This is a genomic window from Ferrovibrio sp. (assembly GCF_965278975.1).
Classification (GTDB): Bacteria; Pseudomonadota; Alphaproteobacteria; order Ferrovibrionales; family Ferrovibrionaceae; genus Ferrovibrio.
This window is the reverse complement of record NZ_OZ257126.1, coordinates 4,620,080-4,644,601: the sequence shown is the minus strand read 5'-3', so window position 1 is coordinate 4,644,601 and position 24,522 is coordinate 4,620,080. Positions and strand designations below refer to the sequence as shown.

The following is a 24,522-nucleotide window of genomic DNA, read 5'->3' as shown; positions in this document are numbered from 1 at the left end:
GAGTGACAAGGCATTTTGTCACACCCACAGCCGCAGGCCATGACGGCTTTATTCAGAGTCATTTCTTGTCGAAATAGAGTCGTATGTAGTCGTCTACTTTTTTGTCGCGAGGCATTTTAACGGAGGGGGCTTGAGATAAGAATTCTTTAAGAGAATTCTCGAAATGAAATCTCACGCATTCAGCGTTTATATCAAGGAGCGAGATGGAGTTCACATAGAACAGCGCTTTGTGTATTGAAATATACAAGCTGTGTTCCATGATCAAGAATATGTCTCCATACTCCAGTCGCTGCATCAAATCCTCAACACTTGAATGAATGGTGTCTGCGTATACAGTTTTATAGGTTTTTCTTTCGTAGTTTATGTAACGTCTTTCCCCAACTGGGATCACTGCAGGCCAGAATGACAGAGTAAAATTATATATTTTCGTGAAGTCTGGTTCTTGGGTTGCGCGAGTATAAAGCTCTATCTGATCTTTACTAAGTTGACCAATTGTCATTTTCATCCCCGACCATCATCGCCGCTGCTTCCGCAGTAGCCCTATTTACAGGGCAATATCTGTTCTCAGGAATACCTCATTTGATGACTGAAACCTAATTCGCCCGCAGCCGCAGGAACGGCACCGGCTCGGTGAAGCCTTTCAACTCGGCCATTTCATACTTGACCATTAGGCCATCGAGCAGCGGCGCTACAGCCGGATCGGCGGCCAGGGCCTGCGACAGCACGATCTCGCCGCCACGGCTGCGGCCTTGCAGGCGGGCGGCGAGATTGACGCTGGAACCGAAGTAATCCAGCCGGTCATTCAGGTTCACGGCGATGCAGCGGCCGCCATGCAGGCCCATCTTCAGGGTTACGGCTTCGCCGATCCGCTGGCCTTCGCGCGCCGTCTTGGCGTGGAATTTGGCATTGAAGCGTTCGATGCCGCGCTGTACCGCCAGCGCCGCGCGCAACGCCTGTGCCGGATCGGCGAAAGCCGCCATCACCGCGTCGCCGATGGTTTTCACCAGGGTGCCGTCGAAGGCGCGCACTTCTTCCGCCAGGTATGAGAAATGCCGCCGCACCATGCGGTAGGCGGCGCCATCGCCGATGCGTTCATACAGCGCCGTGGAGCCTTCCAGGTCGGTGAACAGCAGTGTCACATGCTCGATGGCAACGGTTTCGCCCGGGCGCAGCACCTGGGTTGGCAGCAGGTCGCGGAATGCCTGCATCGTCGTCACTTCATGCGCGGTCACGGCTTCCTGGCGCCAGGCGCGCGATTCGATCACCAGCGTCAGTGTGCGCTGGGTGCGGTTCTCGAACTGTGCCATGCCACGTTCCGCTGGCAAGCCGGGGCGGATGGCGAAACCGGCATCATCGGCAGGTTCAGCGATCATGGAGGCGCCGCCACCGCCCAGCGTCACGATGCATTCGCTGCCGGGTTCAAGCGCGCGCAGGCGGTATTCGCCGGGCGGCAGGTCGGCTGTTACGGCGCGGGTTTCACCCGGTGCCAGGATCTGCTGCACCAGGATATGGCGCGAGACATGCGGCCCGCCCATGCAGAATTCGCCAAGCGAAAGCGGCCGCAGGGTCGGCGCGGGCTGGAAGGCGATCTCGACATTGCTGGCGAAGTCGCCGTCATAGACGATGTTGCAGGACGGGCAATGCGCCTGGCCGGGCAGATCGGCCAGCGACGACACCTGGCTCTTGGCGCCGCCGCAGCGCGGGCAGAGCAGGTTCCAGCTCATGCTCAGCATGCCGCGCTTGGTGGCATCCAGGCATAGCTCCAGCACATGGCGCAGCGGCGCATTCCAGGCCGCAGCCAGCCGGCGCGGCCGCATCCGCACCAGATCTACTTCCTGCGCCATGGTGATTTCCCAGGCCAGCTTTTCCGCCAGGCCATGGGCATAGCCGCCGCTGGCCAGGGCGGCGGTCAGCCCTTGCAGCCTTTCGGCAGCGCCGGCGGGCGGCGGTGGCGGCGTATAGTCGAAGGGCAGCGGGCGCTGACCCAGGGCATGAGCGGCGGCCTGGCGCAACATGGCTTCGATACTGGCGCCGGATTTGCGGATGAAGCCGGTAAGCAGCAGCAGATGCCCGAGCAGGCCGCGCGGCACCGCGTGCAGGCGGTAGGTGATGCGGCTGCCGCCGGCCTCCGGCTCCAGCGCTACGGCAACACCAAGCTGGCGCAGCGGTCCATTCTCGAAATGCCGTTCGTGGCGGAAGCTCTGTCCCGCCACCCATTCATAGGGCCGCTCTTCCCAGCGCACCTTGATGCCCTTGTAGTCGGCTTCCGCCTGGCGCAGCACGGAACCATCGGGGCGCGGTGTTTCACTGACGCTATAGCGCGGCGTGCCGGCGGCTTCATTGAAGCGCGCGGTATCGGAAAGCAGCGGCCACAAGGCTTCGGGCGGTGCCGGCAGGTGCCAGACCCAGACTGACTGTCCGGGGGGCTGCATCTTGCCGCCAGTGGGAGCGTTGGCAGTCATGGCTGCTATATAGCATGGCGGCGGCGGGTTTGCCCGCCGCTCAAGCCATTTTGACCAGGGAACTGTTACGGCGAACTGTTACTGCTGCTGTTGCAGCGGCTGCTCTTGGGGCAGGCCGGCGGGCGAGGGCGCCATCGGCGCCTTGGCGCGGTTCTGGCGTTCGAATTCAGCCTTGGCGGCGGCTTCGCGGGCGGCGTCCTGCTGGCGCTGCATCTGCAGGTCCTGGTCCAGATTCTCCACCACCTTCTGCAGGTCGTTCGGGCGCGGCTCCATCGGCATGCGCGGATCGGCCAGCTGGCGGGGTGCGGTGGGCAGCGAGCGGCCGGCCAGCATGTAGGGGTCGCGTTCGGCGTAGCAGTCGGTGCCGCCGAGGGTCTTGAAGCAATAGACTTCCTGGCGGTCGGTCGGCTTGTACTTGTGAACGCAGTATTCGCCCTGCTCAAGGATGTTGAAGACGCTGCATTCCACGTCGTAGCGCTTCTCCACCTTCTTCACCGTGTAATCCAGGCCAAGGCCCACCGCACCCGTGGTGCCGGCGCTCGGCAGGGGCGAGGCGCAGGCGGCAAGGCCGAGCAGCAGGGGCAGGGCGAAGAGCAAGGAAAAATTGCGCAGCATGATCGTTTCTCCATCGGCGGCACGCTGAGGCGGGCCGCAGCCTTTTTGGCGTGACAGAGCGTATACCCGATGCATTGAACACAACGTTAAATGATTTGGTTAATGGGGGTTAAGTGACGTGGTTAAGCGGGGTTAACCATAGCCGCTTCAATCCTCGCCACTTTCGCCATGGGGCAGCAGGATGCGGAAGGTGGTGCCCACGGGGCCGGTGCGGGCTAGTTCCAGTTCGCCGCCATGGCCGCGTGCCAGTTCGCGGGCAATGGCCAGACCCAGGCCGGTGCCGCCCTGTCGCGCGCCGCCACGGAAGGCCTCGAACAGATGTGCGCGTGCCGCTTCGCTCAGGCCGGTGCCGGTATCGGCGATCTCGATGGCCACCTGGTTTTCCAGCATGGCGGCATTGACGCGGATTTCGCCGCCCTGCGGCATCGCCTGCATGGCATTGCGCATCAGGTTGCTCATCAGGCGGTAGAACTGCGCCGGATCGGCGCGGATCACCAGCCCATCGGGCACGCGGTTCTTCCACAGCATGCCGGGTGCGTGATTGAGGCCCAGGGCGGCGGCAACATCGTCGCAGAATTCCTGCAACGCCAGGGTTTCCGGTTTGGGTTGCGGTTCCTCCGCCTTGCCATAGCGCAGGATCTGGGTGCAGAGCGCGATGGCACGATCCAGGCTGTCCACCAGGCGGGGGGCGGCCTGGCGCACGGTGGGATCGTCGGATTCTTCCAGGCGGTCGGATACCAGCTGCGCCGAGGCCAGCATGTTGCGCAGGTCGTGATTGATCTTCGATACCGCGATGCCGAGCTGCGCCAGCCGCTGGCGCTGGGTCAGGGCCTGGCGCAGTTCCTGCTGCATCATCTGCAATTCGCGCTCGGCGAGGCCCAGTTCATCGCTGCGCGACGATGGCTTGATGATCTGGCGTGCGTCTTCTGGTGCTGCGCGGAAACCGACGATGGAATGGGTCAGCCGCCGCATCGGCCGCACCAGCAGCCATTGCAGGCTGAGATAGACCAGCGAGGCGGTGAAAACAGAAATCGCCAGCGACACCCAGAAGATGCGGCTGGAGAAATCGCGCATCGCCTGCACCAGCGGCTCGGACGGCAGCACCACTTCGATCAGCGTGCCTGGGCTGCGCGGCGAGGGGCCGACGACGCGCAGGAACGGATCGACATCGCCGGTCAGCGTCATCACCGCGTCGCTCATTGCCTCCCACCACATCCAGTTGCGCAGATCGACGGGCGGCCCCAGCATCGGCAGGTCGCGGCGGTCGGACAGCGCGAGGGCGCGGGTATTGTCGCGCCGCATCGCCACCAGGCGGGCGCCGACGCCGCGCAGCAATTCATCCTCCAGCTCCTCGCTCACCATGGCATCGGGCGCCGCCAGCAGGGCCAGCGCGGCCTGGTTGGCCAGTTCGATGCGGGCGGCGAAATAGTCGATGCGGAAGCGCGCCGCCGAAGGCAGGTAGATCAGCACTTCGGCAAGCATGGCAAACAGCAACGTGAGCAGCAGCAGGCGGCCCGAGAGGCTGGTGCGCCCGCGCAGGGGCGTGCTGGCCGGGCGTGCATCTGCCTTGGCCTTATCCGGGGCATTGGTGGTGGCGGTATGCAGCGCCTCGTCCATGTGGGCTGACTTTACCTTTTGGCAGCGGTGCTTTCCAGCAATCGGGAATGGTATTCGCGGGGTGGCGGTTCCTGGCCGCATAGGCGCCAGGGGTCTTGATTTTGCCCAATTCCCCTTGCAATCAGGATACGCTTATTCCCCGGCGCCGGATCACCGGCAGCCGCAGGGGTGGATTCGTTTTCGGGAGCGCCGTATGCGTCGTCTGTTCATCCTTTTGTTGCTGCTCGGTGCCATGCTTGGCCCGGTGCCGGTTGTGGCCCAGGCTGTGGTCCAGGGTAACGCGACCCCGGCTTCCGCCGGCTATGACCAGATGCGGCTGGGCATGCTGCGTGATCTCGACCGGCTTGACCGGCAGCTGAACGACCCCCGGCTTTCCGATAGCGATTTCGACCGCCTGCGCAGCGAACTGGAGCGGCAGCGGGATGTGGTGACCAAGCAGCGCGCGGCGCAGCGCGAGGAAGCCAGCGCGGCGCAGACCCTGCTGGAAGCCCTTGGCCCCGCGCCAGAGGCCAATCAGCCGCGCGAGAGCGCCGCGGTGGCCGAGACGCGGCGGCAACTCACCCTGCGCAACCAGCGCGCCCAGGACGCGGTGAAGGAAACCGACCTGGCCCTGGCGCGGCTTGCCGGGCTGCAGGAGAAACTGACGACGGAATCGCGCGAGCAGTTCACCCGGCGGCTGGCCTATCGCGGCACGGCGCCGATCGTGCCGGATTTCTGGGGCCAGGCCCTGGCGGATATTCCGGTGGCGTGGAACGAAGCCATGCTGGGCTTGACGCCGGAAGCGTTGCCGGGCCGCACCACCTTGATCCAGACCGTGCTGGTCGCCATCGCCGTGCTGCTGCTGGGCCTGCCGCTGGCTGCCCTGCTGCGCCGCCGCCGGGGCGTTGACGGCCATGTCACCGCGCCGCCGCCGGAGCGGCGTTCGGTGGCGGCCCTGGTGGAATGGCTGCGCCGCACGGCGGTGCCGGTGGCGGCCTTGTGGGCCTGCTACGCGGTGATCAATGCCAATGGCTGGCTCGATGCCGGTCCCTTCGGCCTGCTGGTCGGCGGCCTGGGCTATGGCCTCAGCCTGGGTTTGCTGGCGACAGGCTTGTCCGGCGCCGCGCTGGCCTGGCGCCATCCGGAATGGGCGCTGATCGATATGCCGCCGGCAGAGCGGGCGCATCTGGTGCTGCGCGTGAAGGTGATGAGCCTGATTGCGCTGCTGGGCGCGCCCTTCATCGCCTTGCTCGGCGCTCCCCAGGTAGGCAGTGCCGGGCGCGACCTGGTTGCCCTTGTCGTCACGCTCTATTTCCTGCTGTTCAGCCTGGCGATAGCCGACCGCCGCCTGTGGCGTGCCACCACGCCTGAGCAACGCCGCCTGCAATTCAGCTGGTATTCGGTGCTGGCGGTGGCGATCCTGGCGCTGATCGCCTTGCTGCTCGGCTATTACAGCGTCGCGCGTTTCCTTGCCGCCGGCCTGCTGCTGACACAGCTGAGCTTCGGCAGCTTCCTGCTGCTGCGCCTCGGCTTCCGCGATGCCTTGCGGCCGGCCGAGCAGGACGCCACGGTGGAACTTGGCGACGGCCAGAAACCGGGCAGCGAAACCGCGCGCCGGCTCGGCTCTACCGGCCGCTTCATGGCCGGGCTGGCCATCGATATCCTGTTGCTGTTCGGCTTCATCGCCATGCTGCTGCTGGCCTGGGGCATGAGCGTTTCGACGCTCGGCGGCTATGCCCTGCAGCTGGTCTATGGCGTCAGCATCGGTTCGGTCACGCTGTCGCTGGTCGATGTGCTGGTGGCGGTGCTGCTGCTGGCCGGTGGCGTCGGGCTTACCCGCTTCATCAGCGGCGGCCTGAACATGCGGCTGGAAGGCCAGACCCAGATCGATGCCGGCGTGCGCAATTCCATCGTCACCGGCGTCGCCTATATCGGCTATGTGCTGTCCGGCATCCTGGCGGTGGCGGCGCTTGGCCTCAATCTCTCGAACCTCGCCATCATCGCCGGTGCGCTTTCGGTCGGTATCGGCTTCGGCCTGCAGAATATCGTCAACAACTTCGTCTCCGGCCTGATCCTGCTGATCGAGCGGCCGGTGAAGGTTGGCGACTGGGTGGTGGTCGGCGGCAAGGAAGGCTATGTGCGGCGCATCAACGTGCGCTCGACAGAGATCGAAACCTTCCCGCGCGCCTCGGTGATCGTGCCGAATTCCGAACTGATCTCCACCTCGGTGATGAACTGGACGCATCGCGACAAGTTCGGCCGCGTCGATATCGAGATCGGACTGGCTTATGGCTCGGATGTGGATAAGGCGGAAACCGTGCTGCTCGGCTGCCTCAAGCAGAACAAGGATATCCTGGCCTATCCGGCGCCTTATGTGGTGCTGCGCGGCTTCGGCGAAAAGACGCTGAACTTTGTCATGCGCGGCCATATCGCCAATGTCGAACGCCGCATGGGCATCGAAAGCGAGATCCGCAAGGATATCTACAAGGCCTGCCTGCGCAACGACATCGCCATCCCCTCGAACCAGACCGATGTGCGCTTCACCGATATCGAGCGCATCGAGGAATTGCTGCGCGAATTCAAGAGCAGCAAAGGGCGGGAAGAGGTGTAAGGCCTCAGCGGCTCTGTGCTGACGAAAGGCCTGTGATTTATAATTGACAAATCTCCGTATGTAATTTATAAATCACAGATGGAGATTGAGGTCCGCCTCACGGAAACCTTCGAGAAATGGCTCGCTGACCTGCGTGACCGGCAGGCACGGGCCAGGATTATCGCCCGGTTAGCCAGACTCCAGATCGGCAATTTTGGGGATGTGAAGTATTTCGATGGCATCGGAGAACTTCGTATTCCCTACGGGCCTGGATATCGGCTGTACTTTGTGCGGCAAGGATCTGTCGTGGTGATCATGCTCTGTGGCGGCGACAAGGACAGCCAAGTGCGGGATATCGAGCGCGCCAAACATATGGCTAAGAAAATAGAGGTGTAAAATGGTCAAGACGGTACCATTCGACGCGACCAAGTATCTTGCCGACCCGGAATCGCAGATTGTTTTTCTGGAAGAAGCATTCGAGAGCGGAGACCCGCAATTCGTTGCGCATGCTCTTGGTATTATTGCGCGCGCACGAGGCATTTCGAGTGTCGCCCGAGAAACCGGACTAAGCCGGGAAGCGCTTTATCGGTCGCTGAGCAGTGATGGCAATCCAACAATTACGACAGTGATGGATGTGATGCGGGTACTAGGCCTGAAGCTGTCACCCCATAAAACGGCAGCGTAGATCAGGGCCATCTTTTATCTGGACCCTAAGCCTTACCGGCTTTCGCGGCGCCACATCAGCATCAGGCCGGAGACGGCGAGCACCAGCATCAGCAGGGCCGGGGCTAGTGGTGTGAGTGTCAGGCCGGTGATGACGTAATCCTCCTGGCGGATCAGGCCGAGCCAGCCGCGGCCCGCGGCTTCGCGCGTGCTGCTGCCGCGGCCCTTATCGAGTTGGCGGATATCGGGCAGGCCGTCGCGCAGCCATGCGATGCCGCCATTCGATGCCGTCACGATGGGCCGCAGCTTGTCCGGCGTGGCGCGCACATCGGCGAATTCGCGCGGGTTGACGGCGCCGACCGTGGCGAGCGCCTCGCGCTGGCCATCGCGGATGCGCCAGATACCCGGCAGGGTGGCGCCGAGCGCGCCGGTGGCCGAACCATCGCCGCGTTCCTCCAGCTTCAATTGCTGCTCGCTGCCATCGGGTCGCACAACGGTGACCGGCTCCTCGCGCGGCTTCAGGCTGCGGCGCTCGATCTCGATGCGGCCATCGCGCGCCTCGGCCCGCAGGGCTTCCTCTTCGAGATCGGGTTCCTTCATCAGCCAATGCGCCAGCCGGCGCAGCAATTCCGCCTGCGGCCCACCGCCCTCGAAGCCGCGCGACCACAGCCAGATATGATCCGAGTAGAGCTGTGCCACGCGGCCCTTCTCATAGCGGTCGAGCAGCAGCAGCGGTTCCTTGCCCGGCGTCTGCATCAGGGTTTCGCCGCGCTTCGGCTCGACGATCACGGTGCGGAACCAGCGGCTCCAGTTCGGTGCGCCGCCGGCCTCACCCGAACCGCTCAGGTTCGAGGTCACCGGATGGCGGCGGCCGATATCGGAAAGCTGCGGCACGAAAGGTTCGTTGCGCACCTGGCCGGTCGGGCGGCCGGGGAATACTTCCGACAGCGGCGTGCGGTAGAGCGACAGCGGCGTGGCATAGGCCGGGCCGGAAACCTCCAGCAGCGCACCGCCGCGCGCGACATAGCGCCCGATATTTTCGAAATAGGCCGTGGGCAGGATGCCGCGCCGGCGATAGCGGTCGAAAATCACCAGATCGAAATCATACAGCTTGATCTCGAACAGTTCGCGGATCGGGAAAGCGATGAGCGAGAGTTCGCGGATCGGCGTGCCGTCCTGCTTGTCCGGCGGCCTCAGAATGGTGAAATGCACCAGATCGACATTCGGATCGGCCTTCAGCAGGTTGCGCCACACGCGCTCGCCGGCATGGGCCTCGCCGGTCACCAGCATGACGCGCAGGCGGTCGCGGATGCCGTTGATCGAGAGCGCGGCGCGGTTGTTCAGCGGCGTCAGCTCACCCGGCACCGGCGGCACGTCGAGTTCGATCAGGCTGCGGCCGGCGCGGTCGAGCTTGAACGGAATGGTCACGTCGCGGCCCACCGGCACGCTCTGGCTGAAGCTCGGGCCGTCCTGCTGCTTGAAGCGCAGTTCGGCCATCTCGCCAGGCTGGATGGCGCTGTCCTCGACGCGCAGGGTCAGGCTGAGTTGCTGGTTCAGCATGCCGAAGGTCGGCGCGTTCTTCACCACCAGGCGGCGGTCGCGCTCATTCGGCTGGCCGGTGAGCAGCACATGCAGCGGTGCGCGGGTATAGTCGCCGGCAGCCGCCGGTTCCGGGATATCGTGTACCTGACCGTCCGTGATCAGGAAGGTGCCGGCCAGGCGGTGGCGCGGCACATCGGTGAGCGCCTGGTTCAGCGCCTGGAACAAGCGCGTGCCTTCATCGCGCCGCGCGGTTTCGGCATCCGCCGCGCCGGCCTTCACCACGCGCAGTTCCAGGTTCGGCAGCGCGTTCAGCTTCTCGGTCAGGTCGCGCGCCGCCTGCTCGGTCTGGCGCTGGCGCTCGGCGATGCCCTGGCTCGGGCTTTCATCCACCACCACCACGGCGATATCGGAGAGCGGCGAACGGTCTTCCTTGCGCGCCACCGGATTGGCCAGGGTGATCAGCAGCAGCAGCGCCACGCCGCCGCGCAGCAGCGAGCCGCGCGCGCGCCGCAGCAGGCCGAAGCCGAGCAGCAAAGCCGAGAGCGCCGCCAGCAGCCACAGCACCGGCTCCGGCAGCAAAGGCGCGAAGGTCAGCGTGGTGGCGGGTACGGCATCCATCAGTTGCCGAGCCTTTCCAGCAGCGCCGGGATATGCACCTGGTCGGCCTTGTAATTGCCGGTGAGCGTGTACATCAGCAGATTGACGCCAAAGCGGAAGGCGAATTCGCGCTGGCGCGGCGTGTTCGGCTGCGTCGGTGCCATCGGGCGGCCCTGGCTGTCGATGGCCCAGGCGGCGGCCCAGTCATTGCCGCCGATCACGATGGAGGTGACGCCATCCTTGTCGCCGCCGGGATTGCGCTCGACCCAGACCGGCCCGCCGACATAGCGGCCAGGGAAATCCTGCATCAGGTAGAAAGCCTTGGTCAGCACATGATCGTCAGGCACCGGCATCAGCGGCGGAATATCCAGCCGGCCCAGCAGCTGGCGCAGCTTCTCGGTGCCGGGGCTGGCTGCCGTGCCGGCGAACGGCATGCCCTGGTCGCGGGTATCGAACAGGATCAGGCCGCCGGTCTTGGTGAAGGTATCGAGGCGGCGCAGCGCGGTATCGGAAAGCGGGGCCTGGGTCGCCGTCATCGGCCAGTAGAGGAAGGGCAGCAGCGAGATGTCGTCCTGCTCCAGATTGACGCCGATCGGCTCGGCGGCCTCAATGGACGTGCGGCGGAACAGTACATCGGTAAGGCCCTGCAAACCGGCGCGGCTCAATGTATCGGTGGTCGGGTCGCCGGTGATGACATAGGCCAGCCGCAGGTCCATCGAGGCACGCAGCACGAAATCCTCGGCCGGTGAGGGCTGGGCGGCTCGGCGTTGCTGTTGTTGCGCATCGGCGACATTCGGCAGCAGCGCAAGGCCCAGCAGCATGGCAGCCGTCGCGGCGCGGCGCGGGAGCGTGGGCAGCAGGCCGCGCAGCCACAGGCCGATCAGCCAGTCGGCGAGGAACAGCAGCAAAGCAAAGGCCATCAGCCAGGGCATCAGGCGGGTTTCCTGCCCGGCTTCATCCAGTGCCACCAGGCGCACGTCATTCGGCCAGCGCGTGACAAGCTGCGGCTTGCTCTGGGCATCGGAAAGGTTCACCGCCTGGCGCGCATCCCAGCGGCCATAATAGCCTGGCGGCGTGCGCGGGCCGGGCTTCGCGGTTTCGCGCAGTTTCAGCGGTTGCACGGCAGGGCCGGGTTCACTGGCGCGGCCGAAGCCATCCAGCACGCTCAACGGCGCCAGCGCCTGATCCGCCGCCGCTTCGCCGCCGACGCCGTGCGACAGATCGACAACCTTGCGCAGCAGATCGACGAAGAAGCCGGACAGCGGCAGGTCGGTCCACAGCGAATTGGCGGTGGTATGCACCAGCACCAGCCAGCCCTTGCCGCGCTTCTCGGCAGTGATCAGCGGCGTGCCGTCCTCCAGCCGCAGCCAGGTCTTGTCGCCAAGATTCGGCTCCGGGTCGGCCAGCACCTGGCGGCTCACGGTCACTTCATTGCTCACCGTCAATCCTTGCAGCGGGCTGTTCTCGGGGATCGAGCCAAGTTTCAGCGGCTGCGCCCAGGACAGCGCACTGCCGAGCTGGCGCGACCCCTGGCGCAGTTTCACCGGCAGCAGATTGTCGGTGGTATCGGCCATGCGCGGGCCGGCGAAGCGCAGCAGCACGCCGCCCTTGTCGAGCCATTCGCCAAGCTGACGCGCTTCACCGCCGACGATATTGCCGACATCGGCCAGCATGATCACGGCGATTTCGCGCTCCAGCAATTGCGCGATGCTGCCCTGGCGCAGTTCGGCAAAGGGCGACAGCGCGCGGTCGAGATAGAACAGGTCGGCCAGCAGCGGCTGGCGCTGCTCCAGGCCGGCGCCGGAAATCAGGCCGACCGGGCGGCGGCGCCAGCGGTCGTCGAGCAGTTGCACGGCGCCGACGCCGGGCTGTTCCTCGATTTCCAGCCGCGCCAGCATGTTGCGCAATTCGGTCGGCAGGTTCAGCAGCACGCTGGCCTCGGTGGCATTGGCATCGAAGGCCATCGGCTGGCGCGACAGCACGCGGCCCTGGTCGCTCACCGCGCGCAAGGTGTAGCTGATCGTCTCGCCGGCCTCGGCGCGGCGCAGTATCACACGGTCGCCCTGCGCTTCGTTGACCGGCGGCAGCAGCACCAAAGCCGTGTCGCTGCGGCGCGGATTGAGCACGCTGATATCGCCGAGCCAGCGCAGCCGTTCGGCCAGCGCATAGGTGCCGTTGCCATCAGCGTCATCGAGCAGCGCATCGGCAAGCCAGGCCACTTCGGCATTTTCCGGCAGCTTGGCCTTGGTCAGCACTTCGGCAAGCTGCGCCCGGTCGCTGGGCCAGGATTTCGGCTGCAAACCATTCAGCAAAGGCCGCACATCGCCAGCGGGTAACAGGGCGCCGGGCTGCATCGGCTCGCCATTGGCAGGCGGGGCGGTGGTGATCAGCAGGGCGGCGCGGCCTTCGCGCTCGGCCCGTTCCAGCAGCGCGTTGCCGCGTTCGATTTTGTCGCGCCAGCGCGGCGCGGCGCTCCAGCCATCATCCACCACCAGCACCAGCGGGCCGCTGGTGATGCGGGCGCGGTCAGGGTTCAGCAGCGGTTCGGCCAGTGCCAGGATCACTAAAGCTGCAACGATCAGGCGCAGCAGCAGCAGCCACCACGGCGTATGCGCCGGGGTTTCTTCCTTTGGCCGCAAGGCCAGCAGCAGGCGCAAGGGCGGGAATTGCACCAGCTTGGGGCGCGGCGGCGTGATGCGCAGCAGCCACCACAGCACCGGCAGCGAGGCCAGGGCGGCCAGCGCCCAGGGCGTGGCGAAGGCGAGTATGCCGAGGGAAAGCACTAGCGGCGCCTCCCGTCGCGGCTGTCGCCGCCTTCCAGCGCCAGGTAAAGCGCCATCAGCACGGATTCAGCCGGCTTGTCGGTGCGGTGCTTGATGTGGTGCCAACCCAGGCGGCGGCAGATCTCAGCCACGCCTTCCTGATGCGCGGCGAAGGCCGGGCGCCATTCGGCGGCAAGCTGTTCGGCACGCGGCGCCAGCATGTCGCCTTCGCCTTCCAGGCCCAGGAAGCGCGTGCGGCCACGATAGGGGAAGTCTTCTTCCGCCGGATCGACAATGCGCACCACGCAGCCCTTCACACCCTGATCGGCCAGGCCGCGCAGCCGCGCGGCGATTTCAGGCAGCGGGTAGAGGAAGTCGCCGATCAGCACGGTCTGGCCATAGCGCGGCAGCGATACCAGCGGCGGCAGGCTGGCCTCGGCGCGCTTGCTGCTTTCCAGGCCGCGCTGCATCGCCAGCCGCTCGGCCATGCGCGGCAGTATACTGCGGCCATTGGCCGGACGTTCCGGCGCGCCGAGCAGGGCAACGCGTTCGCCGCCGCGCAGCAGCAGGCTGGCGCAGGCCAGCAGCAGCAGGTCGGCACGCTCGTCCTTGCGTTCGCGGGCCTGCTCCGAGGCCCAGGCCATGGACGGCGAGGGGTCGCGCCACAGCCACACGCTTTCGGCGGCTTCCCATTCATTCTCGCGCACGAAGGCCTGCATGCGCTTGGCGGTCTGGCGCCAGTCGATGCGGCCGATGCTGTCGCCGGGGCTGTAGCGGCGGAACTGCCAGAAGGCATCGCCGGCGCCGGTGCGGCGGCGGCCATGCACGCCTTGCTCCACGGTGGCGGCAACGCGTTCGGCGGCCAGCAGCAAAGGCGGCAGGAAAGCGGCGAAATGCTCCGCGCGCGTCACCGTATTGCGCGGGTTCGTGGCGTTATTAGACGCTGCTGTTTTCTGCTGAACCACGGCTGCTGCCGCCATGATCACCGCAGCGGCTGGGTCAGGCGATTGATCACATCGCCGACGCTGACGCCTTCGGCGCGGGCGGCGAAGGTGAGCGCCATGCGGTGGCGCAGCACCGGGCCGGCGAGTGCCAGTACATCCTCGATGGATGGCGCCAGGCGGCCTTGCAGCAGCGCGCGGGCGCGCACCGCCAGCATCAATGCCTGGCTGGCGCGCGGGCCGGGACCCCAGGCCACCAGGTTCTTCACATCGGCATCGGTGCTTTCTTCCGGGCGGCCGGCGCGCACCAGGCCAAGGATGGCCTCCACCACGCTTTCGCCCACCGGGATGCGGCGCACCAGGCGCTGGGCGGCGATCAGGTCGGCGGCACTCAGCACCGTCGGCACGGTTTCCTCGATGGCGCCGGTGGTGGCGAACAGCATGCGCCGCTCGGCCTCGCGGTCGGGATAATGCACATCGATCTGCAGCAGGAAGCGGTCGAGCTGGGCTTCGGGCAGCGGATAGGTGCCTTCCTGCTCCAGCGGATTCTGCGTCGCCAGCACATGGAACGGTGCCGGCAGGTCATGGCGCTGGCCGCCGACGCTGACCTGGCGTTCCTGCATCGCCTGCAGCAGCGCCGATTGCGTGCGCGGGCTGGCGCGGTTGATTTCGTCGGCCATCAGCAGCTGGCAGAAAACCGGCCCCTTGATGAAGCGGAAGGAACGGCGGCCCTGCTCGTTTTCCTCCAGCACTTCCGAACCGACGATATCCGCCGGCATCAGGTCGGGGGTGAACTGCACGCGGCGGGCATCCAGGCCCAGCACCCTGGCCAGGGTTTCAACCAGCTTGGTCTTGGCTAGGCCGGGCACACCCACCAGCAGGCCATGGCCGCCGGCAAGCAAGGTCACCAGCGTTTCCTCGACCACGTCATTCTGGCCGAAGATGACCCGTTCGACGGCTTCTCGCACGGCCCCCAGGCGTCCACCCAGGCGATCGATTTCGGGGAGGATTTGGTCGGCGGTGTCGCTGAAATTCTGCATGCGACATACTATATAAGGATTCCGAATTGAAAGCCCAGCAGAACCAATGCCGTCGCCGCAGCCTTCCCCCGCGTTTCTCAAAGAGTTGATGAGCCGCTTCGGCAGCCTCGACGAGGCCGCCCCGCGCAAGCTGCCGCCGGTGCATCTCTGGAACCCGCCGCATTGCGGCGAGATCGATATGCGTATCGCCCGGGATGGCCGCTGGTATTATATGGGTACCACCATCGACCGCCCCGCCATGGTAAAGCTTTTTAGCGGAATTCTGCGCCGCGAGCCGGATGACTCCTATGTCATGGTAACGCCGGTGGAGAAGGTCGGCATCCGGGTGGATGATGCGCCCTTCGTCGCCGTCGAACTGGCGGTGAGCGGCAGCGGGCCTGAGGGCCAGCAACTCGCTTTCCGCACCAATCTTGATGACATTGTGCCGCTGGACGAGGCGCATCCGCTGCGGGTGGCCGAACATCCCGAGACGGGGGAACCATCGCCCTATATCCTCGTACGCGACCGACTCGAAGCCCTGATCAGCCGCCCGGTCTATTATGAACTGGTGGCCCTGGCGGAAGAGCGCGAAGTTGAAGGCGGCACCGAGCAGGATGCTGGCGGCACAGAATTGGGCATCTGGAGCGCCGGGCGGTTCTTCCCGCTCGGCCGTCTGGATGCCGGCGGGCGCATGGATACGGATTGATTGAGTAAGATGCAGATCGAAACCATGACCTCTCCGCTGGCGCTCAATGCCGGCGGCTATCTTGAGAAGCTGCGCCACAGCCTGGCGCCGCCGCCGCTGCTGACCAGCCTGCCCACCGGGCTGGAGGCGGCGCGCTTTGGCGATTTCCAGCTCAACCCTGGCGCGCCGCCCTTGCGCAAGGGGCCGCTGATGCCGGCCGCCGTGCTGGTGCCCGTCGTTTCCTATGATGGCGGGGAGCGCGTGATCCTGACCAAGCGGCAGGCCAACCTTTCCAACCATGCCGGCCAGATCAGCTTCCCCGGCGGCCGCGTCGATCCCACCGATGCCGATGTGGTTGCCGCTGCCCTGCGTGAAGCGGAAGAAGAAATCGGGCTGGCACGGCGCCATGTCGATGTGATCGGCGCGCTCGATCCCTATGTCACCGGCACCGGCTTTGCCGTGGTGCCGGTGGTGGCGCAGGTAACGCCCGGCTTCGTGCTGCGGCCGGAGCAGGGCGAAGTGGCGGAAGTTTTCGAGGTGCCGTTCGGCTTCCTGATGGATGAGCGCAACCACCAGCGCCATTCCGGCGTGTTCAATGGCGTTGAACGCCATTGGTGGGCGATGCCCTATCATGATTATTATATCTGGGGCGCCACGGCCGGGATGCTGCGCAATCTGCATCAGGCGCTGGCGCGTAACGTATAACCAAAGGGGGGCAAGCATGGGCCGCGTCCTGGTGCATGGCTTTGTGCTGATTCTGCCTTTCCTGCTCTATGGTCTGTATCTCTGGCAGGTGAAGCGCGCGGGCAAGGACGGGCCGGAGGCCACGCCGTGGTTCTGGCTGTCGGTTGCCGGTCTGGTGCTGATGATCCTCAGCTTCGTTGCCTATGGCGTGCTCGGCGAGCATGGCGATGGCGACTATGTGCCGGCGCGCTGGCAGGATGGCCGGATCGTCCCCGGTGACGTGAAGCGATGACCCTGCCGGGGCCAGCCGCGCGCCGCCTGGCGCCGGAGCACTGGATGCAGGCGGCATGGATGCACGCCGATGCGGCGCGGCGTGTGTTGGATGTGCTGGGGCCGCTGCCAGCCCTGTTCGTCGGCGGCTGCGTGCGTGATGCGCTGCTGGGCCAGGTGCCGGCCGATATCGATATCGCCACGCCGCTGGTGCCGAATGAGGTGCTGCGGCGGCTCCGCCAAGCCGGCCTCAAGGCAATCCCCACCGGCATCGCACACGGCACCGTCACTGCCTTGCTGTCTGCGGCAGGGGGGATGGCCCAGTTCGAGATCACCACTTTGCGCCGCGATGTCGCCACCGATGGCCGCCATGCCGAGGTGGCCTTCGGCACCGACTGGCAGGTGGATGCCGAGCGGCGCGATTTCACCATCAATGCGCTCTACGCCGATGCCGATGGCGCGATCTACGATCCGGTTGGCGGCCTGGCCGATCTGGACCAGGGCCGCGTGCGCTTCATCGGCGATGCGAGCGCGCGGGTGGCGGAGGATTATCTGCGCGTGCTGCGCTTCTTCCGCTTCCATGCCCGTTTCGCCAGCGGTGTCGCCGATGCGGCAGCGATGGCTGCCTGTGGCGCTGCGGCCCAATCCGGCGCGCTGGAGCGGCTGTCGGGTGAGCGGGTGCGCGAGGAACTGGTAAAGATCCTGGGCCTGCCGCGCGCGGTCGAGGCGCTGGGGCTGATGCAGCAGAGCGGCGTGCTTGATGCGCTGCTGCCGGGCCACCGATTCGCAGCGGCCCTGTTCGAGCGGCTGACGGCTCTGAGCAATGATGCCTGGCTGCGGCTGGCGGCCTTGCTGCCCGGCCAGTCCGAGGCCGCCATCGCGCGGCTGAAACTCTCGCGCGCGCAGCAGCATCGCATGGAAGTGCTGACCGCGCCGGCACCGTTCGACTGGGCGGCCTTGAGCGATGAAACCGGCTGGCCCGCGCTGTTCTACAGCCATGGCGCCGAGTATTGCCGCGACCATGCCATCCTCATGGCCCTGGAAAATCCCGAGCGGCTCGATCTGCTGCCGCGACTGATCGAAGCCGCCGCGCGCTATCGCCGCCCGGTGTTTCCGCTGCGCGGCGCCGATCTGCTGAAGCATGGCGTGCGCGCCGGGCCGGGTGTGAGCCTGATCCTCAAGGAACTGGAAGCCTGGTGGCGCGATGGCGGCTTCAATGCCGGGCGCGAAGCCTGCCTGACGGAGATGCGCGAGCGTGTCCGCTTCGCTGAGGACGCGCCGCCGGAAGAGGCGCAGCCGAAGCCGCCGCCCAAGCCACCGGGCGAGGCATAGCGTTTCGTCACGCTCGGTATGTCGGGGTTTGAAACGCTGCTGTTATGCTCATCCTTCCCACACTCAAAGCCGTCATGCCCCGCGCAGGCGGGGCATCCACGCGTTCCTTTTATTCCGGTCAATGAAGCAAAAACTCGTGGATGGCCCGGCTGAACCGGGCCATGACGGCTTTGGCGTTGGCCTTGGGTATAGGGAGGATGGGTATGATCTTGCGTGGTCCGCCGCAGGCCAAGCCCGCGTATGACGAGGTAATCCCCCCGGCATCAACACCGGCATCGATCCCTATACGAATGGACTAGAAGAGGCCCATACGGGCAATAAAAAAGGCGCCATTGGCGCCTGCATGAATTCGTCCGAAGCTAAATTTTCCTACCCGTTTTTGTCCCTCATGGTGGGGGTGGAACTCGAGCTCCACGTCGGCGCCGTAATCCCGGTCGTCGATGTGGAGCTCGAGGCCATAATCGGAATACGAAGAATTACTTCTTCTTCGCGGCCTTCTTGGCGGCCTTCTTCACAACCTTCTTGACGGCCTTCTTGACGGCCTTCTTAGCAGCCTTCTTCTTAGCAGCCATGTTCTCCTCCATGGAATTAAGCGGTTCACCTAGAACCGCACGAAGTTTCGAGAAATGTTTCTCGAACATCATTTCTGTAGCATAGAGATTGCCTGTTAACCACTAAATCTTGCGTTGGTGCGGAATTTTTTTGACAGCGTGATTTTTTTGCCATAGGCGCCGAAAGGAAGCCGAACGATAGCGGAATTCATCGTCCTGTTTTCTTCTCATCGCGGCATCAAACGACACACAAATATCGGCAACGCAAAAAATCAGACATATAAAAAAGCCGCATGGAATGCGGCTTTTTCTATTATGGCCATTTCACCTCTGGCGGCATCGACATCAGTATCGCTTCAGTGTTGCCGCCGGTCTTCAGACCGAATGTTGTGCCGCGATCATAGATCAGATTGAACTCGACATAGCGGCCGCGACGGACGAGCTGATGTTCGCGATCAGCGTCGCTCCAGGTCTCGTGCATGCGTTTTTGGACGATTTTTGGGTAAGCCGCGAGGAACGATTCGCCGACCGCTTTGGTGAAGGCGAAATCCTGATTCCAGTCACCGCTGGAAAGGTTGTCGTAGAAGATGCCGCCGACGCCGCGCGGCTCGTTGCGATGCGGCAGGAAGAAGTAGTCGTCGCACCATTTCTTGAAGCGCGGATAGTAATCCGGGTTGAACGGATCGCAGGCGCCACGCAGTGCAGCATGGAAGTCGGCGGTGTCTGCGTCGTTCGGTTGCATCGGTGTCAGATCGGCGCCGCCGCCGAACCAGGCGCGGCTGGTACTGATAAAGCGAGTATTCATATGCACCGCGGGCACCTTGGGCGAGCGCATATGCGCCACCAGCGAGATGCCGCTGGCCCAGAACTGGCCATCCTCGGCGGCGCCGGGAATCTGCTTGCGGAAATCCTCGCTGAATTCACCGTGTACGGTTGAAACGTTGACGCCGACTTTCTCGAACACGCGGCCACGCATCACGCTCATCACGCCGCCGCCGCCGCCCGGGCGCTCCCAGGCTTTGCGCTCGAAGCGGCCCGGCGGCAGCGACGCATGCGGCGTGCCTTGCAGATCGTCTTCCAGCTTTTCGAAAGCCGCGCAGATAAGATCGCGGAGGTTGCTGAACCATGCGCTGGCTTTGGCCTTGCGCTCGTTCAGCAGGGCGGTGTCAGTCAGGTTGGTGGCCGCGTCAGCAGGAGTCATGCTGCTCATTATATATATGTCTCCGTTTCGGGGGCTCGGCTTCAGGCCGGCTGGATCAAGCGGGTGGACTGGAAGGAAAGCCGCCGGTCTGCCGCAATGCCTCACCCAGTACCATGGCGGCCGCGGTCGCCACATTGATCGAGCGCAATCCGGCGCGCAACGGAATGATCAGCCGGGCATCGGCGGCATCATGCACATGGTCGGGTGCGCCCTTGCTCTCGCGGCCCATCAGGATGATGTCGTCGGGCTGGAAGCTGAACGTGGTGTAGGGCACCGGCGCCTTGGTGGTCAGCAGCAGCAGCCGGCCCGGCGGCTTCTCGACCACGAAATGCTGCCAGGAATCATGGCGGTGGATTTCGGCCTGTTCCAGGTAATCCATCGCCGAACGGCGCAGGCTGGCGACCGAGAACGGGAAGCCGCAGGGCTCGATCACATGCACCGGCACGCCAAGGCAGGCGCCAAGCCTCAGCAGGGTGCCCAGATTGGGCGCGATATCGGGTTCGAACAGGGCCAACCGCATGGGCCCCGGAATGGCAGCCTAAGCTTTCGTAATCAAGCGGTTTTCCGCACTTCCAGCCCCTGCGGCAACCTGTCGCACACGGGCGGCGGACTACTGGACACGGACGATGGATAATGAGAAATAACGGGCTCGTTTTCCGTGACTTACTCCGAGGGAACAATGGCAGGGACTGCGCCCCACTCCCAGGCCGGCAAAGCCGAGCCGACCCGTCGTGACTTTATTGTTGTGGCGGCTTCGTCCTTTGCTGCCGTGGGTGCCGCCGCCGCGGCCTGGCCGTTCATCCACCAGATGAACCCGTCGGCCGACGTGCTGGCGCTGTCCAGCACCGAACTGGACCTGAGCCAGATCGCCGCCGGCCAGAGCGTCACCGTGCTGTGGCGCGGCAAGCCGGTCTTCGTGCGCCACCGCACCGAAGCCGAGATCGAGCAGGCCAAGAAGGACGATACCGCCGTGCTGCCGGATCCGGCCAAGGACGCCGACCGCGCCAAGAAGCCGCAATGGCTGGTGATGATGGGCGTCTGCACCCACCTGGGTTGCGTGCCGCTCGGCCAGAAGGGTGACTTCGGCGGCTGGTTCTGCCCCTGCCACGGTTCGCATTACGATACTTCGGGCCGTATCCGCAAAGGTCCGGCGCCGGCGAACCTGCCGATCCCGGAATACACCTTCCTCTCTGACAGCCGCATCCGTATCGGCTGAGGAGCAAAAAGATGGCCACGAACGAAACCGGCTTTTTCGCCAACCCCGTCGTCAAGTGGATCGAGTACCGCCTGCCGGTATTCTCGACCATCGACCACATGGTCGGCACCAAGTATCCGACGCCGAAGAATCTGAACTACTGGTGGAATTTCGGCTCGCTCGCCGGCCTCTGCCTGGTGGTGCAGATCATCACCGGCATCGTGCTGGTGATGCATTACACGCCGCATACCTCGATGGCGTTCGACTCGGTCGAGCACATCATGCGCGACGTGAATTACGGCTGGTTGCTGCGCTACATCCACGCCAATGGCGCGTCGATGTTCTTCATCGTGGTCTATATCCATATCTTCCGCGGCCTGTATTTCGGCTCCTACAAGAGCCCGCGTGAAATCCTGTGGTTCCTCGGCGTCATCATCCTGCTGCTGATGATGGCCACGGCGTTCATGGGCTATGTGCTGCCCTGGGGCCAGATGTCCTTCTGGGGCGCCACCGTGATCACCAACCTGTTCTCGGCGCTGCCCGGTATCGGCGAGCCGATCGTCACCTGGCTGTGGGGCGGCTTCGCCGTCGACAACCCGACGCTGAACCGCTTCTTCTCGCTGCATTACCTGCTGCCGTTCGTCATCGTCGGCGTGGTGCTGCTGCACATCCTGGCGCTGCACCAGCATGGCTCCAACAATCCGCTGGGCATCGATGTGAAGGGCCCGCAGGACACCATCCCGTTCCACCCGTATTATACGGTGAAGGATGCGGTGGGCGTTGGCGTCTTCCTGCTGCTGTTCTCCTTCTTCGTGTTCTACCAGCCGAACATGCTGGGCCACCCGGACAACTACATTCCGGCCAACCCGCTGGTGACGCCGGCGCATATCGTGCCGGAATGGTACTTCCTGCCGTTCTACGCCATCCTGCGCTCGGTGCCCGACAAGCTCGGCGGCGTGCTGCTGATGTTCGGCGCCATCGCCATCCTGTTCCTGCTGCCCTGGCTGGATACCTCCAAGGTGCGCTCGGCCAAGTTCCGGCCGATCTACAAGCAGTTCAGCTGGATTTTCCTGTTCGCCTGCGTCCTGCTGACCTGGGCCGGCGGCAAGCCGGCGGAAGGCATGTACCTGATCGTTGCCCGCGTCTGCACGGCTTACTACTTCATCCACTTCCTGGTGGTGATGCCGCTGGTCGGCTGGTTCGAAAAGCCGAACAAGCTGCCGGCGTCGATTGCCGAACCGGTACTCAAGCCGGCCAGCGCCGGGGCGGGGGAGTAAGACCAATGCTCAAGACCAGCAACATTAAAACCCTGCTTGCCGCGCTCGTCCTCGGCTTCGCCGCCCTGCCGGCCCTCGCGGCTGGTGGTGAAGAACCGCCGCCGCCGAAGCAGAACTGGAGCTTCGGTGGTCCGTTCGGCACCTATGATCGCGCCGAATTGCAGCGTGGCTATCAGGTCTACAAGGAAGTCTGCGCGGCCTGCCACGCCATGAAGTATGTGGCGTTCCGCAATCTCGCCGATCCGGGCAGCCTGGGCTTCACCGCCGCCGAAGTGAAGGCGCTCGCCGCCACCTTCCAGGTCACCGACGGCCCGAACGATTCGGGTGAGATGTTCCAGCGCCCGGGTCTGCCGCAGGACAAGTTCCCGTCGCCGTTCCCGAACGAGAAGGCGGCGCGCGCGTCCAATGGCGGCGCCTATCCGGTGGATCTGTCGCTGGTGGCCAAGGCGCGTGGCCATGGCGAAACCGGCGGCCCGGATTACATCCGTGCGCTGCTCACCGGCTACGAGCAGCCGCCGGCCGGTTTCCATCTTGGTGAAGGCCTGCACTTCAACAAGTATTTCCCCGGCCAGCAGATCGCCATGCCGATGCCGCTGAACCCGGACCAGGTGACCTATGCCGATGGCACCAAGGCCACCGTGGAACAGATGGCACATGACGTTTCCGCCTTCCTGATGTGGGCTGCCGAGCCGAAGCTGGAAGACCGCAAGCGGCTGGGCTTCAAGGTCATGATCTTCCTGCTGATCCTGACCGGCTTGTTCATCGCCGCGAAGAAGCGGGTCTGGGCCGACCTCAAGTAAGCGTCACATTTCGATTAAGAAAAGGCCGCCTTCAGGGCGGCCTTTTTTATTGCGCCGGGGGGCCGCCTTTGCTTAAGTCGGCCCCGACTTTTCCCACTGATTCCAAGGGTGTCCCTTATGGCTCAAGCCAAGAAGACGGCCAAGAAAGCGACCAAGAAGCCGGCGGCCCGCGCTGCTGTTAAGAAGGCCGCTGTTAAGCAGGCTGCGGTTAAGAAGGGGGCTGTGAAGAAGGCCCCGGCCAAGAAGGCCGCGCTGAAGAAAACCGCGCCGAAGCTGGCCTGGACCCGGCCGCATATCGCCAAGCCCGGCGATCCGGTGCGCATCGGCGTGCTCGGCGGCAGCGGCCTGTATGGCATGGCCGGCCTCACCAACACGCAGTGGCGCAAGGTGTCCACGCCCTGGGGCGATCCCTCCGATGAATTGCTGTTCGGCAAACTCGATGGCGCCGAGATGGTGTTCCTGCCGCGCCATGGCCGCGGCCACCGCCATTCACCCTCGGAAGTGAACTACCGCGCCAATATCGATGCGCTCAAGCGTGTCGGCTGCCATGATGTGATCTCGGTCTCGGCCTGCGGCTCGTTCAAGGAGCATCTGCCGCCGGGCAGCTTCGTCATCGTCGATCAGTTCATCGACCGCACCTTCATGCGCCAGAAGAGCTTCTTCTCCACCGGCATGGTGGCGCATGTCTCGGCGGCGCATCCGGTCTGCCATCGCCTCGGCGATGCGCTGGAAAAGGCCGCGAAGGATGCCGGCATCAATGCCCAGCGCGGCGGCACGTATCTGTGCATGGAAGGCCCGCAATTCTCCACCCAGGCGGAGAGCTTCCTCTACAAGAGCTGGGGCTGCGACGTGATCGGCATGACCAACGCGCCGGAAGCCAAGCTCGCCCGCGAGGCCGAGCTATGCTACGCCAGCGTTGCCATGGTCACCGATTTCGATTGCTGGCACCCGGACCATGACCATGTTGATGTCGCCTCCGTGATCCGCGTGCTGCTCGATAACGCCGCCAAGGGCCAGTCGCTGGTGGCGCATGCGGTGAAGTATCTGAAGGATCGCCCGGAGCATTGCCATCAGGGCTGCGACCGCGCGCTTGATAACGCGCTGATCACCGCGCCGGAAAAGCGCGACCCGGCGGTGCTGAAGAAGCTCGACGCCGTCGCCGGCCGCATCCTCAACGCCTGATTTCTCGAATAAGGACCAAGCCTCCCATGCAGGGCATCAAGGACAAGATCCGCACCATCCCCGATTATCCGAAGCCGGGGATCATGTTCCGCGACATCACCACGCTGCTGCAGGATGCGCGCGGCTTCCGCAAGACCATCGATGAAATGGTGCAGCCCTTCGCCGGCACCCGCATCGACAAGGTGGTGGGCATCGAGGCGCGCGGCTTCATCCTCGGCGGCGCCATCGCGCATCAGCTTTCCATCGGCTTCGTGCCGGTGCGCAAGCGCGGCAAGCTGCCGCACAAGACCTTGGCGCAGGAATACCAGCTCGAATACGGCACGGATTCCATGGAAATCCACATCGATGCCATCAACGAGGGCGAACAGATCCTGCTGGTGGATGACCTGATCGCCACCGGCGGCACGGCGGAAGCCGCGATCAAGCTGATCCGGCATTACAAGGGCAATGTGATCGGCGGTTCCTTCATTGTCGATCTGCCCGAACTGGGCGGCCGCAAGCGGCTTGAGGCGCTGGGCGTGCGCGTGCTGGCGCTGGCCGAATTCGACGGCCACTGAT

At 64.6% G+C, this 24,522-nt stretch carries 22 protein-coding genes; 12 read left to right on the top strand and 10 right to left on the bottom strand.

What is annotated here, in order from left to right; genetic code table 11:
• Window positions 1–58: 58 nt before the first annotated feature.
• From ACQY7X_RS22415 to ACQY7X_RS22400, 4 genes are all read right to left on the bottom strand, one after another.
• The gene (locus ACQY7X_RS22415) at window positions 59–505 is read right to left on the bottom strand and encodes a hypothetical protein (protein WP_428247712.1); all 447 of its coding nucleotides are present in this window, start codon (window positions 503–505) and stop codon (window positions 59–61) included.
• A gap of 88 nt (window positions 506–593) precedes the next feature.
• Entirely contained in the window at window positions 594–2,462 is a 1,869-nt protein-coding gene (locus tag ACQY7X_RS22410) for an adenylate/guanylate cyclase domain-containing protein (protein WP_428247711.1), read from the bottom strand.
• Between the two features lie 78 nt (window positions 2,463–2,540).
• A complete protein-coding gene (locus ACQY7X_RS22405) occupies window positions 2,541–3,077 on the bottom strand; it encodes a hypothetical protein (RefSeq protein WP_428247710.1) in 537 nt (178 codons plus the stop codon).
• Window positions 3,078–3,224: 147 nt separating this feature from the next.
• Window positions 3,225–4,694, bottom strand: a complete 1,470-nt coding sequence (locus tag ACQY7X_RS22400) for a sensor histidine kinase (protein WP_428247709.1) — start codon at window positions 4,692–4,694, stop codon at window positions 3,225–3,227.
• 193 nt (window positions 4,695–4,887) lie between these two features.
• Between ACQY7X_RS22400 and ACQY7X_RS22395 the strand changes: the two genes are divergently transcribed.
• The 3 genes from ACQY7X_RS22395 (at window position 4,888) to ACQY7X_RS22385 (ending at window position 7,948) form a co-directional block, all read left to right on the top strand.
• Window positions 4,888–7,284, top strand: a complete 2,397-nt coding sequence (locus ACQY7X_RS22395) for a DUF3772 domain-containing protein (protein WP_428247708.1) — start codon at window positions 4,888–4,890, stop codon at window positions 7,282–7,284.
• A 78-nt stretch (window positions 7,285–7,362) separates the two neighbouring features.
• The gene (locus ACQY7X_RS22390; RefSeq protein ID WP_428247707.1) at window positions 7,363–7,659 is read left to right on the top strand and encodes a type II toxin-antitoxin system RelE/ParE family toxin; all 297 of its coding nucleotides are present in this window, start codon (window positions 7,363–7,365) and stop codon (window positions 7,657–7,659) included.
• 1 nt (window position 7,660) lies between these two features.
• Entirely contained in the window at window positions 7,661–7,948 is a 288-nt protein-coding gene (locus ACQY7X_RS22385) for an addiction module antidote protein (RefSeq protein ID WP_428247706.1), read from the top strand.
• Between the two features lie 32 nt (window positions 7,949–7,980).
• Here the strand turns inward: ACQY7X_RS22385 and ACQY7X_RS22380 are convergent, their stop codons facing one another.
• Genes ACQY7X_RS22380 through ACQY7X_RS22365 form a run of 4 tightly spaced genes read right to left on the bottom strand, consistent with a single transcriptional unit; the run spans window position 7,981 to window position 14,808 of the window.
• Window positions 7,981–10,086, bottom strand: a complete 2,106-nt coding sequence (locus ACQY7X_RS22380) for a hypothetical protein (protein ID WP_428247705.1) — start codon at window positions 10,084–10,086, stop codon at window positions 7,981–7,983.
• Window positions 10,086–12,848 carry a DUF4159 domain-containing protein gene (locus ACQY7X_RS22375; protein ID WP_428247704.1) on the bottom strand — a complete coding sequence of 921 codons (2,763 nt, stop codon included), beginning with the start codon at window positions 12,846–12,848 and terminating at the stop codon, window positions 10,086–10,088. The genes ACQY7X_RS22380 and ACQY7X_RS22375 overlap by 1 nt, the downstream gene beginning before the upstream one ends.
• Window positions 12,848–13,807, bottom strand: coding sequence for a DUF58 domain-containing protein (locus ACQY7X_RS22370; protein ID WP_428247703.1), 960 nt, complete (start codon window positions 13,805–13,807; stop codon window positions 12,848–12,850). Before ACQY7X_RS22370 ends, ACQY7X_RS22375 begins: the two co-directional genes overlap by 1 nt.
• Before the next feature lie 2 nt (window positions 13,808–13,809).
• A complete protein-coding gene (locus tag ACQY7X_RS22365) occupies window positions 13,810–14,808 on the bottom strand; it encodes an AAA family ATPase (protein WP_428247702.1) in 999 nt (332 codons plus the stop codon).
• Between the two features lie 88 nt (window positions 14,809–14,896).
• Between ACQY7X_RS22365 and ACQY7X_RS22360 the strand changes: the two genes are divergently transcribed.
• Genes ACQY7X_RS22360 through ACQY7X_RS22345 form a run of 4 tightly spaced genes read left to right on the top strand, consistent with a single transcriptional unit; the run spans window position 14,897 to window position 17,758 of the window.
• On the top strand, window positions 14,897–15,493 hold the full coding sequence (locus ACQY7X_RS22360; RefSeq protein WP_428247701.1) for a DUF1285 domain-containing protein: 597 nt from the start codon (window positions 14,897–14,899) through the stop codon (window positions 15,491–15,493).
• A gap of 9 nt (window positions 15,494–15,502) precedes the next feature.
• Entirely contained in the window at window positions 15,503–16,177 is a 675-nt protein-coding gene (locus ACQY7X_RS22355) for a CoA pyrophosphatase (RefSeq protein ID WP_428250092.1), read from the top strand.
• Between the two features lie 16 nt (window positions 16,178–16,193).
• A complete protein-coding gene (locus ACQY7X_RS22350; RefSeq protein WP_428247700.1) occupies window positions 16,194–16,448 on the top strand; it encodes a DUF6111 family protein in 255 nt (84 codons plus the stop codon).
• The gene (locus ACQY7X_RS22345) at window positions 16,445–17,758 is read left to right on the top strand and encodes a CCA tRNA nucleotidyltransferase (RefSeq protein ID WP_428247699.1); all 1,314 of its coding nucleotides are present in this window, start codon (window positions 16,445–16,447) and stop codon (window positions 17,756–17,758) included. Before ACQY7X_RS22350 ends, ACQY7X_RS22345 begins: the two co-directional genes overlap by 4 nt.
• An 864-nt stretch (window positions 17,759–18,622) precedes the next feature.
• Here the strand turns inward: ACQY7X_RS22345 and hemF are convergent.
• The gene (hemF, locus tag ACQY7X_RS22340; RefSeq protein ID WP_428247698.1) at window positions 18,623–19,519 is read right to left on the bottom strand and encodes an oxygen-dependent coproporphyrinogen oxidase; all 897 of its coding nucleotides are present in this window, start codon (window positions 19,517–19,519) and stop codon (window positions 18,623–18,625) included.
• A gap of 46 nt (window positions 19,520–19,565) precedes the next feature.
• The gene (locus ACQY7X_RS22335) at window positions 19,566–20,030 is read right to left on the bottom strand and encodes a tRNA (cytidine(34)-2'-O)-methyltransferase (RefSeq protein WP_428247697.1); all 465 of its coding nucleotides are present in this window, start codon (window positions 20,028–20,030) and stop codon (window positions 19,566–19,568) included.
• A gap of 159 nt (window positions 20,031–20,189) precedes the next feature.
• Here ACQY7X_RS22335 and petA point away from each other — a divergent pair, with 159 nt between their 5' ends.
• The 5 genes from petA to ACQY7X_RS22310 all read left to right on the top strand — a co-directional run bounded on the left by petA (window position 20,190) and on the right by ACQY7X_RS22310 (window position 24,521).
• On the top strand, window positions 20,190–20,726 hold the full coding sequence (gene petA, locus ACQY7X_RS22330) for a ubiquinol-cytochrome c reductase iron-sulfur subunit (protein ID WP_428247696.1): 537 nt from the start codon (window positions 20,190–20,192) through the stop codon (window positions 20,724–20,726).
• An 11-nt stretch (window positions 20,727–20,737) separates the two neighbouring features.
• Window positions 20,738–21,982, top strand: coding sequence for a cytochrome b (locus tag ACQY7X_RS22325; RefSeq protein WP_428247695.1), 1,245 nt, complete (start codon window positions 20,738–20,740; stop codon window positions 21,980–21,982).
• Window positions 21,983–21,987: 5 nt separating this feature from the next.
• Window positions 21,988–22,782: a cytochrome c1 gene (locus ACQY7X_RS22320; RefSeq protein WP_428247694.1), complete on the top strand. Its 795-nt coding sequence runs from the start codon at window positions 21,988–21,990 to the stop codon at window positions 22,780–22,782.
• A 354-nt stretch (window positions 22,783–23,136) separates the two neighbouring features.
• Window positions 23,137–23,964: an S-methyl-5'-thioadenosine phosphorylase gene (locus tag ACQY7X_RS22315; RefSeq protein ID WP_428250091.1), complete on the top strand. Its 828-nt coding sequence runs from the start codon at window positions 23,137–23,139 to the stop codon at window positions 23,962–23,964.
• 26 nt (window positions 23,965–23,990) lie between these two features.
• Window positions 23,991–24,521 (top strand): adenine phosphoribosyltransferase, encoded by a 531-nt coding sequence (locus tag ACQY7X_RS22310; protein WP_428247693.1) that lies wholly within the window; start codon window positions 23,991–23,993, stop codon window positions 24,519–24,521.
• The last annotated feature ends 1 nt before the right edge of the window (window position 24,522 follow it).